This is a genomic window from Nakamurella sp. (assembly GCF_048594475.1).
In the GTDB taxonomy this organism is placed as follows: domain Bacteria; phylum Actinomycetota; class Actinomycetes; order Mycobacteriales; family Nakamurellaceae; genus Nakamurella.
In genome coordinates, this window is sequence record NZ_JBMDXT010000249.1 from 1 (window position 1) to 14,154 (window position 14,154).

General features: G+C 74.1%; 8 protein-coding genes and 1 pseudogene. 5 read left to right on the forward strand and 4 right to left on the reverse strand.

The window, feature by feature from the left end; translation table 11 throughout:
• A pseudogene (locus ACOJUF_RS11455) lies at positions 1-161 on the reverse strand (30S ribosomal protein S12); the annotation flags it as partial.
• A 555-nt stretch (positions 162-716) separates the two neighbouring features.
• Between ACOJUF_RS11455 and ACOJUF_RS11460 the strand changes: the two are divergent.
• Complete coding sequence (locus tag ACOJUF_RS11460) at positions 717-2,165, forward strand: MFS transporter (protein WP_420121976.1); 1,449 nt, start codon at positions 717-719, stop codon at positions 2,163-2,165.
• Positions 2,166-2,282: 117 nt separating this feature from the next.
• On the opposite strand, the gene ACOJUF_RS11465 is transcribed toward ACOJUF_RS11460, so the two are convergent.
• The 3 genes from ACOJUF_RS11465 to ACOJUF_RS11475 all read right to left on the reverse strand — a co-directional run bounded on the left by ACOJUF_RS11465 (position 2,283) and on the right by ACOJUF_RS11475 (position 10,247).
• Positions 2,283-8,108 carry a DUF3320 domain-containing protein gene (locus ACOJUF_RS11465; protein ID WP_420121977.1) on the reverse strand — a complete coding sequence of 1,942 codons (5,826 nt, stop codon included), beginning with the start codon at positions 8,106-8,108 and terminating at the stop codon, positions 2,283-2,285.
• 100 nt (positions 8,109-8,208) lie between these two features.
• Positions 8,209-9,270: a hypothetical protein gene (locus ACOJUF_RS11470; RefSeq protein WP_420121978.1), complete on the reverse strand. Its 1,062-nt coding sequence runs from the start codon at positions 9,268-9,270 to the stop codon at positions 8,209-8,211.
• A gap of 41 nt (positions 9,271-9,311) precedes the next feature.
• Entirely contained in the window at positions 9,312-10,247 is a 936-nt protein-coding gene (locus ACOJUF_RS11475; RefSeq protein WP_420121979.1) for a ketopantoate reductase family protein, read from the reverse strand.
• Positions 10,248-10,410: 163 nt separating this feature from the next.
• Here ACOJUF_RS11475 and ACOJUF_RS11480 point away from each other — a divergent pair, with 163 nt between their 5' ends.
• The 4 genes from ACOJUF_RS11480 to ACOJUF_RS11495 all read left to right on the forward strand — a co-directional run bounded on the left by ACOJUF_RS11480 (position 10,411) and on the right by ACOJUF_RS11495 (position 13,813).
• On the forward strand, positions 10,411-10,818 hold the full coding sequence (locus ACOJUF_RS11480; protein ID WP_420121980.1) for a YciI family protein: 408 nt from the start codon (positions 10,411-10,413) through the stop codon (positions 10,816-10,818).
• Between the two features lie 30 nt (positions 10,819-10,848).
• Entirely contained in the window at positions 10,849-11,988 is a 1,140-nt protein-coding gene (locus ACOJUF_RS11485) for an RNA polymerase sigma factor (RefSeq protein WP_420121983.1), read from the forward strand.
• A 221-nt stretch (positions 11,989-12,209) separates the two neighbouring features.
• Positions 12,210-12,827: a hypothetical protein gene (locus tag ACOJUF_RS11490; RefSeq protein ID WP_420121981.1), complete on the forward strand. Its 618-nt coding sequence runs from the start codon at positions 12,210-12,212 to the stop codon at positions 12,825-12,827.
• Positions 12,828-13,504: 677 nt separating this feature from the next.
• Entirely contained in the window at positions 13,505-13,813 is a 309-nt protein-coding gene (locus ACOJUF_RS11495; RefSeq protein ID WP_420121982.1) for a hypothetical protein, read from the forward strand.
• Positions 13,814-14,154: the final 341 nt, after the last annotated feature.

Genomic DNA, 14,154 nt, shown 5'->3' on the forward strand with positions numbered 1-14,154 from the left:
CGGGCCACCTTGCGCAGCGCCGAGTTCGGCTTCTTCGGGGTGGTGGTGTAGACGCGGGTGCACACACCGCGCCGCTGCGGGCTGCCCTTGAGGGCGGGCGTCTTGGTCTTACCGATCTTCTCGGTGCGGCCCTTGCGGACCAACTGCTGGATCGTGGGCATGCGCTGCTGACTTCTTCCTTCGCGACGAGGCCGTGCTTCAGGCCGATCTGGGTGACTGCGAGTGCCGCCGCACGCTGATCCCGACCGGCCGGATCGAGGGCACACGACAGCGACCCAGCAGGACCGGGCCGGTCGATCAGGCTACCCGGCGGAACGGGCGGCGGCAAATCGTCTGGCGGTTCGGTCAGAGCTGAACGTCCGCGCCGGCCCGACGGCCGCAGCAGACGCCGATCCGTCTCCCGGTCCGGTGGCGGCGGGCGCCACGCGGGGGCAAGTCGGACCTCAGCGCTGGGTGCTTCGTGGATCGATCTTACGCGCCCGCGCGGCACCGGGCCGCCGGACGATGTGCCTCGATCCCGCGCCCCGACCCGCACGATCGTCGCCCACCCGTGCGGCCGGCACATGAAACCCGGCCCAAGCATGTGTCGGTGACACGCTGTGCGCGTCCGGTCACGGTCGTAACGTCTGCGCCAGTTCCGCTCCGCCCACCGACGCGGTCGCCCCTCCGCGGCGCCGATCCGGACCGGCGGGGCCTACCCCTTTCCCGGAGGATCAATGACGACTTCACCGACCCCTGCCCCGACTCCCCCGACGTCCCCGCCCGCACCGAGCCGCTCGACGATCGTCCGGGTGGTCTCGGCCAGCATGGCCGGCACCACGGTCGAGTGGTACGACTTCTTCCTGTACGGCGTGGCCGCCGCCCTGGTGTTCCCCAAGGTCTTCTTCCCGGCCAGCGATCCCGCAGTCGGCGTCCTGCTGGCCCTGGGCACGTTCGCCATCGGCTTCATCGCGCGGCCGATCGGCGGCCTGGTGTTCGGCCACTACGGCGACATCCTCGGCCGGAAGAAGCTGCTGGTCATCAGCCTGGTGATGATGGGCCTGTCGACGTTCCTGATCGGCGTGCTGCCGGCGTACGAGACGATCGGGCTGGCCGCGCCCGTCCTGCTGATCGTGCTCCGGCTGGTCCAGGGCTTCGGCCTCGGCGGCGAGTGGGGCGGCGCCGTGCTGATCGTCTCCGAGTACGGGGACAAGGAGCGCCGCGGCTACTGGGCCAGCTGGCCGCAGGCCGGGGTGCCGCTGGGCCAGTTGATCGCCAACGGCCTGCTGGCCCTGCTGGCGTTCGTGCAGACCGAGGACGCGTTCCTGTCCTGGGGCTGGCGCATCCCGTTCCTGATGTCGGCCGTGCTGGTCCTCATCGGCCTGTTCATCCGGCTGTCCATCGAGGAGTCGCCGGTCTTCCGGCAGGCCGCCGAGCAAGCAGCCGCGCAGGCCGCGGCCCAGGCCGACGGGGCCGCGGCCGCCAAGACCCACATGCCGATCGTCGAGGTGTTCCGCCAGTACCCGCGCGAGGTCTTCACCGCGATGGGCGCCCGGTTCGCCGAGAACGTCTCGTACTACATCTTCACCGTCGTCATCGTGACCTACCTGACCAAGAACCCGCCGGAGCACACCGCGTCCAGCTCGTTCGTGCTCAATGCGGTGCTGATCGGCGCGGCCGTGCACTTCGTGACCATCCCGCTGTGGGGCGCGCTGTCCGACCGGGTCGGCCGCAAGCCGCTCTACCTGTTCGGCGCGATCGGCGTCGCGGTCTGGTCGTTCGTCTTCGTCTTCCTGATCGACACCAAGAGCTTCCCGCTGACGGTCGTCGCGGTGGTCGGCGGCCTGCTGTTCCACGGTGCGATGTACGGCCCGCAGGCGGCGTTCCTGTCCGAGCTGTTCGGCACCCGCGTCCGCTACTCGGGCGTCTCGGTCGGATACCAGCTGGCCTCCATCGCGGCCGGCGGCCTCGCCCCGATCATCGCGGTCGCCCTGTACACCGGGTTCGGCAGCGGGTACGCGGTCGCGGTCTACGTCACGGTCGCCTCGGTGATCACCGTGCTCGCGGTGGGCACCTACTCGGAGACCAAGAACCGCGACCTGGCCGACGATCCGGCGTTCGTGCGGGACGGCGCCGCCGCCCCGGGCGCGCCCGCCCGGCCGAGCGCGCCGGAGGTCCGGCGCTAGCCGGCCCCTCCGATCCGTCCTCGGTTCGCGCCGGGGACCGTCCGTCGGCGCGCTGCCGATGGACGGTCCCCGGCGTCGCCGTCCGCAGGCCCCCCTGCGGGACCGCGCGGTCGCGGATCACCGGCCCAGCCGCAGCTCCCGACGTTCGCTGCGCCGGATGCGGCCCTGCCGGGTCGCCCGGGACACCGCGGCGGCGAGAGCGTTCTGGATGTCGGGCCCGGAACGCTGCCAGCCGAACAACCGGGCCACGGCCACGATCAGCTGGTCCTCCTCGATGACGATCGCGTCCCCCACGGTCCCCACCACGGCCAGGTCGATCTCCTCCGGCGGGATGGCCAGCACGCTGCGGGCGCCGTCCCCGCCGGCGGGCACCCGGACCGTCGTCAGGTCCCGGCCGTCGATCCGGAAGAACCCGGCGGCGTCCCGGGCGCCCGGACGGCCGGCGACCCGGGCCCGGGCGAGCACGTGCTCGACGTTCGCGCGGATCTGCGCCCCCATCCGGGAGACGCCCCACGCCTCGCGCAGCCGGGCGAACAGCACCGTCTCGTGCACGGGCGCCTCCGCGGCCAGCACCGCCTCGAAGAACCGGCGCAGCGCCGGGCGGGCCTCGGGCGAGCGCGGGTCATGGCCTGTCCCCGAGCCGGCGCCCGGCCCGTCCGGGACCGCGGGGTAGGGCCGGGCCCAGGCCGGCACCGCGGCCGGATCGAGCTCGTCGAAACGGATCTCGGCCCGCGGGGCCGTGTCCCGCGCACCCGGCGCACCGTCCCCGCCCGCCGACCCGTCGGGCGGGACCGGCGCCGGCCGGTCGGCGGCGGCCACCGCCTGGTCCAGGGCGGCGCGGAGCCGGGCCTCCTGGGTCGGGCGGTCGCGCCACCAGCTGATCGCCCAGATCCGGTGGATCCGCCAGCCCAGGCCGTCCAGCACCTGATGCCGGAGCCGGTCCCGGTCCCGCGCGGTGGTCGCGGAACGGTAGGCGGCGCCGTCGCATTCGATGCCCAGCAGGTACTCCCCCGGCCGGTCGGGATGGCGGACGGCCAGGTCGATCCGGTACCCGGCGGCGCCGACCCGGGCGTGCACCGGGTAGCCCCAGGATCGGACGACCTGCGCCACCTGGGCCTCGAACCCGCCACCGGCGTCGGCCGTCGCGGTGGGGGTGTCGTGCACCAGGGCGGCCGCGCCGCGGGCCGCGAAGTCCAGGTACCCGCGCAGGTGCAGCGGCCCGGCCGAGGTCACCCCGGTGATTCGGGCGGGCGCGAACGAGCTGACGATCTCGACCCGGCGACGGGCCCGGGTGATCGCGACGTTCAGCCGGCGCCAGCCGCCCTCGCGGTTGAGCGGGCCGAAGTTCATGGTGAACGCGCCGTTCTCGTCCGGGCCGTAGCCGACACTGAAGATGATCACGTCGCGCTCGTCGCCCTGGACGTTCTCCAGGCTCTTGACGAAGAACCCGTCGAGCCGGTCCCGCTGGTCGAGCAGGTCGACGACGGCCGGATCGTCGGACGCCTCGATCGCCGCCCGGACCGCGTCCTCCTGGGCGGTGGAGAACGTGACCACCCCCAGCGACAGGCCCGGGCGGGTGCGCACGTGGTGGGCGACCAGTTCCGCGACCTTCGCCGCCTCCACCGGGTTGTCGCGCGCGCCGCCGCGCCGGTACCGGCCGTCCACCTGGTAGTGCTCGACTCCGAGGTCCGCGCTGTCGAAGACCGCGCTGGGGAAGGTGCGCAGCGTGCCGTCGTAGAACCGGTAGTTGGAGTACGTGATCAGGTCCTCGTGCCGGCTGCGGTAGTGCCAGGTCAGCGGCAGCGAGGTGAGCCCGCCGGCGGCCTTGCACAGGTCGAGGACGGACTGGAACGTGTCCAGCGCGCCGTCCGCGCCGCCGGCCGGGCCGTCGAGGTCGTCGAGCTCGGGATCATCGGCGCGGGCGAAGAAGTCGGTCGGCGGCAGCTGCTTCTGGTCGCCGGCCACGATCAGCTGGTTCCCGCGGTAGATGCAGTTCACCGCGTCGGCGGGCACCACCTGCGACGCCTCGTCGAAGATGACGGCGTCGAACCGCAGGTCGGGGCTCAGGAAGGTGGAAACGGTCAGCGGGCTCATCATGAAGCAGGGCTTGAGTTCGGTGACCAGGGAACCGACCTCGTCCAGCAGCTGCCGGATCGGCTTGTGCCGGCTCTTCTTGTTCGCCTCCCGGGTGATGATCTGGGCCGGCCGGCCGGTGAGCGACCGCGGCCGGCGGTCCCCGCACGTCGCCGCGACCAGGGTGTTCGCCTGGTCGACGATGCGGCGGTCCAGCTCGCGGTACTGCGCGACCAGGGCGTCGCGTTCGGCGGCCTGGTAACGGTGCAGCCGCTCGTCCCGCTCGATCGTGGTGTCCAGCCAGCCCCGCAGCGCGGCCGCCTCGATCGCCCCGGCCACCTCGTCGGCCGGCAGACCGGCCGCCGCCACCGCCGCCACCGCGTCCGCCAGGTGCAGGTCGGCCAGCGCCGCCCGCTCGGTGGCGAAGGCGCACCATTCGGTGACGTCATGCGGCGCGGTCTGCGCCATCTCCCGCAGCGCCTGCGCCGATTCCCGGAGGTCGACGGCCAGTTCGACGGTCAGCTCGCGCGCCCGGTCGGCCGTGAAGGCGGCCAGCACCCGGTCCCGGGAGCGCAGCCAGTCCTCGATCGCCGCGACCAGCAGTCCGGACTCCAGGGTCAGGGACGGCAGGCGACCGGCGGTGACCGGATTGAGCGGGCCCCCGACGACATCCCTGACCTGGCGGGCCCATTCGAGGGCGGCATCCAGGCTCGCCCAGTCGGTGCCGGTTCCGGCGTAGGCCGGACCCAGGGCCGCGCCGTCCGCCGCGCGGGTGGCGTCGAGCGCCGCGCTGCCGTCGGCCAGCCGGCGGGCCGCGGCCACCGCGGCGCGGGCCTGGACCAGGGTCAGCGGGCGTCCGGCCAGGGCGGCCACCCGGCCGGCGGCGGTGACCGGGGCGCGCAGGTCGGCCGCCCGGTCGGCGCACCAGCGGGCCGTGTCGTCCAGCGTCAGGTGCTCGATCTGCCGGATCGCCGACGGGTCCAGATGTCCGGCCGTGGAACGGATCCAGCCGGCGATCTGATCGGCCAGGCGGCGGGCGACCGGCGTCAACCCGGGGTCGGGCGACGACCCGTCGGCGAGCTGGCCGGCCAGCCGGGCGGGATCGACCGTCGCCCCGGCCAGCGCGGCGGCCCGGCGGGCGATCTCCAACGCCCCGGAGAGGCGGGCGAAGTCGGTGTCCACCCCCCGGTACCCGGCCTCCAGCGGCGGCGCGAACTGGGGTTCACGGGCCTGCAGGTCGCGCACGGCAGCCTGCCAGGCGACGGCGTCCGGCAGTCGTTCGAGCAACCGGCGGTCGACCTTGCCGCGCACCGTGACCTCGCGCAGGGCCCGCCGGTCGGCCCGAGCGGCCCCGGAGAAGCGCCCGAAACCGCGGTGGTCGTGGGTGAATCGGGCCGCGAGGGCGGCGAGGTCGAGGGTGAGGGCCTGATCGATGAACACCTCGCGCAGGGACGCGCGGCGCTGCCGCACCTGCTCGACCAGCGGGCCGAGCACGGCGATCGCCTCGGCGACGGCCGGCTGCCGGGCCGGGTTGAGCCAGCCCGGTTGCGGCCGGTTCGGGCTCTCGGCGAGCAGGGCGAGCTCGGCGTAGGTGCGGGCCCGGCCGAGGGACAGCCCCGTTCCCGGCAGTCCCAGCCGCCCGCCCAGGTGGGCGGCGTCCGCGACGATGGCGGCCAGCCGGTCGCCGGCCGCGTCCAGGAAGGTCAGCAGGTCGGGCAGCCCGGCCGTGCTCGAACCCTCCCCCGGCGCCCAGGTGAGGGAGGTGAGGCCGGCGAGCGGGGGCAGGTCGGCCGGATCGACCTCGGCCGCCCGAGGTCCGACGATCCCGGCCACCTCGGCCCGCGCGGCGAGCAGCTGCCCGACGGCGGCCTTGCGGGCCGCGAGCAGACCGGTCACGGCCGTGAGATCGTCGGCGATCAGCCACTCGTCGGGCGGGTCGGCCGGGGCGGCCGGCCGCCGCTCGGCCAGCTGGAGCAGCCGGACCCGCGCCTGCAGGGCGGCCAGGCTCATCGGTTGGGCGAGCCCGGTGTCGTCGTCGACGGCCGCCCCGATGAGCACCACACCGTCGGCCGAGCCGGCCGCATCGGCGACCGCGGCGACCAGCTGCCGGATCGAGTAGTCGGTGTGGCCGATGTCGGCCAGCTCCCGCCAGCCGAAGCCCTCCCCGTCCAGGGCGGGGCGCCAGTTGCGGGACAGGGTGCCGGCATGATCGGCGATGCGCTGGAGCGTCTGCCCGTCCAGTGCGGCCCAGAAGTCCGACGGCGGCAGCGATCCGGCCGCGTCCGGACGCCGGCCGAGCTCACCGAGCACGTCGAAGATCGATCGCCCCAACGGCTCTCGGGTCTCGTTCAGCGCGACGGCGTAGCCGGTCAGCTGGTTGCGCATCGCCACCAGCAGGCGACGGTCGGTGTCGGTGAACAGGGCCCGGGTGACGACCTGCTGCTGGAGCGTGGTGTGCAGGTCGTCGACGACCCGCTTGCGGGTGGCCGCCTGCGAGTGGAGCTCGAACAGGAAGGATCCGAGATCGGCCCGGGCCAGCCGATCTCGGACCACGTCGAGGGCGGCCGCCTTCTCGCTGACGAACAGCACCGTCTTGCCGGCGGTCATCAGCTCCACGATGATGTTCGCGATGGTCTGGCTCTTGCCGGTCCCCGGTGGACCGTCCATCACGAAGCTGCGACCGGCGCGGGCCGAGACGATGCAGGCACGCTGGCTGCTGTCGGCATCCAGGATGCTGGCCAGGTTCTCGGCCGGGTGGTCCCGGTCGAGGGTGGCCGGGTCCGGCGGGTCGAACGCCAGGTGCGGCGCCTGCGGGGCGTCCGGCCCCAGGCCCAGCAGCTGCACCTGGGCATGGCCCAGGATCCGCTCCGCGTTGTCGGTCAGGTCCCGGTACATCGCCTCCTTGTGAAAGCTGAACGTGGTCAGCACCGACCGGTCCAGCACGCTCCAACCCGGGCGGTCGGCGATGGCCGCGCCGACGGCCGCGGCCAGGCCCGGCAGGTCGATCTCGTCGGCGTCGAACGGGGGCAGGCGCACGCCCAGCTCGCCCAGCTTGAGCGCCAGCGTGGGGTTCAGGACCGGGTCGTCGTCGGTGGGTCGCAGCACGTACGGCCGGTCGCGCGACGGCCGGGTGAGCTCGACGGGGACGAGCACGACCGGGCTGACCACGGTCGCGCGGTCGTCCGGGTCGATCCACTGCAGCATCAGCAGACCCGCGTACAGCGTCCACAGGCCGCGGTCGGCGTAGAGCTGACGGGTCACGACATCGAGCCGGCGCAGCGAGTTCTCCAGCTCGGCCGGGCGTTTGCCGGCGACCCGGACGCCGGGGTCGACCGCGCGCCCGTACCGATCGGCGGCGCTCTCGGTTGCTCTTGCGGTTGCCCCGTCGATGGCCCGGTCGGCCGGCGGCGGGTCCTCCGTCCCCCGGTCCGCGGCCGGCCCCGGGATCTCCGGCCCGTCGACGGCCAGCGGGAGGCCGGGCGGATCCGTGACCGGGTCGGGCCCGGGGGCCGCACCCGCGGCCGGCGCCGCGCCCGGCGTGGGGCCGCCGGCAGGCGCCGCAGCCGCTCCCGGAGCCGGATCGGGGTCGAGCGTGTACAGCCGGACGGGCCGGCCGGCCAGCAGCTCGGCCACCCCGGCCGGCGTCGGCTCGGCCAGTTCGAGCGAGGCCGTTCGCGTGTGCTTGAAGTAGAGCTGCCGCTGGCGCCGATCCAGCGCCACCAGCTGGCGGCGCCAGGCGTCGAGCTGCCGGCCCAGCCGGTCCGCCTGGGCGCGGTTCAGCGCCGGACCGGCGGCCCGCTCCGGGTCGGGGTCCGGTCCCGGAGCGTGGTCCCGGGTCGGTTCCTGGGGCGGCGGTGGTCCGTCCGGCATGCGTCTCCCTCACGGCGATGGCTGGGCCACATCGTGTCACCGCCGGGTCCGGCCCCGGTCCCGCCGGGCCGGGCCCCGATCTGTGAGATTGCCGATCGGGTCAGGGTCGTCGCCGGACCGGCAGGGCGGCCACGCCGGCGACCGGGCCGCGGTCCGACCGCAGCCGCCGGGCCGGCGCCGCACCGACGCCGGCCAACCGGCCGACGCGCTCCCGCACGATCGGGACCAGGCTCTCCATCTCCGCCTCGTCCTCCTCGTGCTCGGCCCACAGCGGCAGGTCGACCGCCCGCCCCAGGCGGCCGGCCAGGTCGGCGGCCGTCATCTCGCGCAGCCCGCCCGGGGTCGCCGCGGCGTCCAGGCACATCTGCCGGGCCAGGGCCTCGACGTCCTCCGTCGCGTACAGGCCGGTGAGCCCACCGGCCAGCTCGTCGACGACGACGACGAACGCGTGCGGCCGGGGACCGTACGCGAACTCGGCGACGAACGCTCGGGCCGCGCCGTCGACGAACCCGTAGGCCCGGCGGAAACAGGCGGTGCCCAGGTCGGCCACCCACGGCCGGTCGGGCAGGCCCCGCGCGACGAGGTCGGCGGCCGCCCGGCCGGTCAGGTGCCGCACGTCCGGCGGGCCGAGGTGGTGGAGCATCCGGCACATCACCAGCGCCTCCGGCCGCCCGGTCGGCGCGGCCTCCTCCACCAGCCGGCTCAGGCCGTCGACCAGATCGTCGTCACCCACCGCGCCGTGGAACGACCACAGGATCTCGGCGGCCGCCAGCTCCGCGTCGAACACGCCCAGCCGCGGGTCCAGCAGCGGCTGCCAGATGCCGAGCAGGCCGGCCACCGGGTCGCCGGACAGCATCGCGGCGGCGGCCCGCAACAGGCCGGCCAGCTCGGCATGGTGCTCGCCGCTGAGCGCATGCCCCTCGTCCAGCAGCTCCGGAGGCAGCCCGCACTCGGCGAGCTGGTCGAGGATGGCGTCCACCGACAGCTCGGCCGCCGCCGGATCGGGCTCGGGATCGGGCGTCCAGGCCGCCAGCGGCATGGGCCCACGGTCCGGTCCGACGTCCCGGCGGGTGCCCCGTCCGAGTTGCGGCCCGCACCCGGCGGCCGGGCCGGCGTCGGGCACGGCGTGCAGGTGGCGCCGCTCGCGGTTGCGTCTGGACATCGGGTCCCATGCTGCCACGCCGGCCGCGTGCTGTCCGGGGTTCAGCCGGCGCCGGCGGCATGCACGGCCAGCGCCGCGCGGGTGGCCTGCAGCAACGGCACCGGTACCCCCGCCGCGACCCCCCAGTCGACCAGGTCGCCGATGATCGCCTCGGCCTCCACCGGTCGCCCGGCCCGGCGGTCCTTGTCCAGTGACGCCCGATTGTCCGAGTCCGGGGCGGTCAGCACGGCCAGGTCGGCGGCCAGCTTGTCCGCCGGCGGGCGGTGCCCGGCCGCCTGCGCCACCGCGGCGGCCTCCGCCAGGAGCGCCCGGGCCGTCTCCGGGCCGCCCGGCGCCCGCGCCTGCCCGACCGAGCCGCCGGTCAGCACGTTCAGACCGGCGAAGGACGCCAGAAACACCCACTTGGCCCACAGCTCGTCGCGGATCGCCGAGGACAGGGTGGCCCGGAAGCCGCAGCCGCCGGCCGCCGCGTGGAACCGTCGGATCCGATCGCTGGGCGACCCGTCGAGCTCCCCGTAGGTCAGGGCGGCGGCGACCGGTCCCGTCGCGACCCGGCCCCGGTCGTCCAGGTAGGCCGAGACGAAGGCGAACCCGCCGATCACCCGGTCCGCCCCGAAGCGGTCCGCCAGCACGTCGATGTGGCGCATGCCGTTCAGCACGGGCAGCACCGCGGCGCCGGCGTCCACCGCGGGCGCGATGTCGGGGATCGCCCCGTCCAGCCCGTAGGCCTTGACGGCCAGCAGCACGACGTCGAACGGGTCCGCGCCCGGCAGCTCGTCGGCGGTGAGCACGCCGACCGGGACGGCCCTGACCTCGTCCTGCGGCCCGCCGGCCGTGCCGACCAGCTCCAGCCCCCGGCGGCGCAGCACCGCCGCCCGGGCGTCGCGGACCAGGAAGGTGACGTCACGGTCGTGCGCGGCCATCAGGCCGCCGAACAGGCCGCCGACGGCTCCGGCTCCCACCACCAGAATGCGCATCCGGCTCCCTCGTCCCCGCGTCGTCGTCCTGGATCGTCGTTCCCGGACCGTCGTTCCTCCGCTCGGCCGCGGCGGATCCGGGCCCGATGTCGAGAACGGCCGGCCGGCTCCGTCCCCGGGTCGAGCGCGACCAGAATGGGTCGCACCGCACCGAGGAGACACCATGGCCAAGTACCTTCTGCTCAAGCACTACCGCGGAGCTCCGGCTCCGGTCAACAACGTCCCGATGGACCAGTGGGATCCGGCGGAGATCACCGCGCACATCCGGTTCATGCAGGATTTCGCGGCCCGGTTGGAGCAGACCGGCGAGCTGGTCGGGGTCGAGGGCCTGGCCCCCGAGGGCACCTGGGTCCGGTACGACGGTCCGGGCCGCCCGCCGGTGACCGACGGCCCGTTCGCCGAGACGAAGGACCTCATTGCCGGATGGATGATCGTCGACGTCGACGGCTACGACCGGGCCCTGGAACTGGCCGGTGAGCTGTCGGCCGCCCCGGGGGCCGGCGGCCGGCCGATCCACGAGTGGCTCGAGGTGCGGCCGATCATGGCGGCGCCGCCGACGATCTCCGAGTGAGCGGCGAGTGAGCGGCGCATGACGGATCAGCTGGACGCCGGCCGGCTGCGCGTCCTGATTCCGGGGGTGATCGGCGCCCTGGTCCGCCGGGGCGCCGACTTCCCGACGGCGGAGGACGCGGTGCAGGAGGCGCTGGTCGAGGCCCTGCGGACGTGGCCGGCCGACCCGCCGCGGGACCCGAAGGGGTGGCTGATCACCGTGGCCTGGCGCCGGTTCCTGGACCAGGCCCGGGGGGACACGGCCCGGCGGCGGCGCGAGGATCTGGTCGACGTCGAGCCGCCGCCCGGGCCGGTGCCGGCGGTGGATGACACGTTGGCGCGGTACTTCCTGTGCGCCCACCCGTCGCTCGCCCCGGCGTCGGCGGTGGCGCTGACGCTGCGGGCGGTCGGCGGTCTGACCACCCGGCAGATCGCGCAGGCCTACCTGGTGCCCGAGGCGACGATGGCGCAGCGGATCAGCCGGGCCAAGCGCACCGTCGCCGGGGTGCGGCTGGACCGGCCGGGCGACGTCGACACCGTGCTGCGGGTGCTGTATCTCGTCTTCAACGAGGGTTACTCGGGCGCCGTGGACCTGTCCGCCGAGGCCATCCGACTGACCCGGCGCCTGGCCGCGGCGATCGACCACCCGGAGGTCGCCGGGCTGCTCGCGCTGATGCTGCTGCACCAGGCCCGCCGCGCGGCCCGGACGACGAGCGACGGCAACCTCATCCCGCTCGCCGACCAGGACCGGTCGCGATGGGACACCGCGATGATCGCCGAGGGGGTGACCGTCCTGCAGCGGGCGCTGGCCCGCGACCGGCTGGGCGAGTTCCAGGCCCAGGCCGCGATCGCCGCCCTGCACGCCGACGCCCCCACCGCGGCCGACACCGACTGGGTGCAGATCGTCGAGTGGTACGACGAGCTCGCGCGGCTGGCGGACGGTCCGATCGTGCGACTCAACCGCGCCGTGGCCGTCGGGGAGGCCGACGGACCCCGGGCCGGCCTGGCCGCCCTGGCCACGGTGGACGCGTCGGTGCCCCGGTACACGGCGGTGCTCGCCCACCTGCAGGAGCGCGCCGGCGACCGGACCGCCGCGGCGCGGCTCTATGCCGAGGCGGCCGGTCGAGCGCCCACCGTTGCCGAACGCAACCACCTGATGTGTCAGGCCGCGCGTTTGAACCGCCCCACATAACGATCCGGTCTCGCCAGCCGACCGGTTCCTGGCCCCGGACCGGGGGAAAACCGTTGTCGGCCAGCCCTTCCCAGGCCGCACGCGGGTGACCGCAGGCTCGCCGCGTCGATCACACACACCGTGTTCTTCGTCGCAGCCGACACCCGTCCGCCGGATTGGGCCGGCACCGAGCAGCCTGTTAGCCTTCGGAACGACACATTGTGTGCAACGGGGGAAGTGCCATGATCCGACGTATTCTGCTGTCCCTGCTCGCCACCATCGCGCTGCTGCTCGGGGGAGCCAGCATCGCCGAGGCGGCTCCGCTCAAGCCGCTCTACCTGGCCAAGGCCACGATCTCGACCGGGGTCACCGAGTATCCCGTGCCCGTCTGCGACTACAACTCGTTCTCCTGCGGGTATGTCTCGGTGGCGGCGACATTTGCCGGCCTCAACCGCGCCCCGTGGCGCCCCACCGGACCGGAGTACCCGGAGGCGCTGCTCAACGGCACCGTCCAGGTCAGCCGGGACTACGGTTGCGCGGACAGTTCCGGCAAGCGCCTGCGCCAGTACGACCGGACGGTGAACGAGACGGCCCAACTCGGAGTCCGCCGCGGCGCACCGGTTCCCTTCCCGCGGGAGGGCGACACGGTGACCATCACGACGTGGGCGTTCCTGTCCGACTCACAGCCGGGCAACTGCCCGGCCGGAACCACCCCGACGATGTACAAGCTCGTCGCGAAGCACGCGAAGCTGGAACTGGTCTCGCTGGTCACCGACACCACCGGCACCTACTGCGCTTCCGGCCGCAGCCAGTGGGTCGGCGCCGCGCCGACCCCGGCCAGGGCCACCGTCACGCCGTGAGCCGACCCGGCCGGGCACCGCGCGGTGTCCGGCCGGACTTGGCCAGCGTGCGGGTCGTCGCGACGCCGCTGCGAGTAGCGCGGCGCCATCGACTCCATCTGTTCCGTACAGCAGATCGCTTGGTGGCCTGCTGGGCCATGTTCGAGTCCTCGGGGGCACGGTCGCGGCAAAGTTGGTGATCGCCCGGCCCTTGCGTTCGTGCAGCTTCAGGTCGATCAGCAGCACCAGGATGTCCCGAGTGCAGCCCGCCTCGATGGCCTGAGACGCGCACCAAAGGGTCTGGTCGGAAGAGTTCAACCGGTCCAGGTCGTCAGCTCCTCGACCTCGGTTCCCAGCCAAGGTCATCGACCGGCTGCCAGCCGATCTCAAGGAGCGATGTCCGGACGCCCGCGCTCCCCATGATCTTGGTCCGGCGACCGGGGCGGCCGATCGCCCGCTGATGGTGAGCGACCGCGGTCCGGCAGGCCTACGCCGCCGCTGAGGCGACCACCGCCACCGCAAGGCTCACCATCCTCAGGGAGGCACCTTGAGCAGCGGGTGCACGAGTTGATTGGCGGCATCGCCGCCGGCCTGGGTGACGAGTACGCCGCCACAGCACTGACGTCGCTGGGTCTGGTCCGCTGTCCCGACCAGGTGGGTGACGCACGATCCAGACGTTCACCGCCCGCCGGATCGTGATGGCCTTCGATCCCGAGTCCGACGACCCGGCGATGCTGCGCACCGTTGTGCAGATGTTGCGGTTGGCGGCCGTCGCTGCGAGCGCGCGACGGGACGACTCGGCGGTCGACACCGCGCGCGAGAGACTCACCGAAACAATCGATCTGCGCGGCCCTATTGAGGTCGAGCGCCTGCCCGCACTGCTCGGGGGCAACGCGACCACGATCGACAAGGAGGCGGACGGACTCCGGTCCGGGCTGGACCGCCTGCTCGGACCGGCGATGACGGCGTTGGCCGGAGCCGCCGGCAGCGAACCTGCGGCTGCGTGAGGCAGATCGAGGCGCCTGGGAGCCGCCGCGGGGTCGGCTCCCGGAACACCCGATCGGGTGCACTCGCATTCGTCGAGCCATTCTGCGTGACGAAATGACGTCCCATTCATCCCATTGCTGAGCCAGTACCCAACTATCGCAAGGAAGCGATCGTGAGCACCACCCCAGGGGGAATGCAATACCCGGGATTCCCGGAACCACCGCCGGCCGCCCATCTTCGATTCCGGCGCGGCCAAGGCGCAGCCGGGTCTGCGGGCCATGCTCGACGAACTCGGCTTCAGCTCCCCCGTTCTCGACCGCATGGGCCAGACCCGCGGCGTCGCCGACCCGCCGCCCCGACT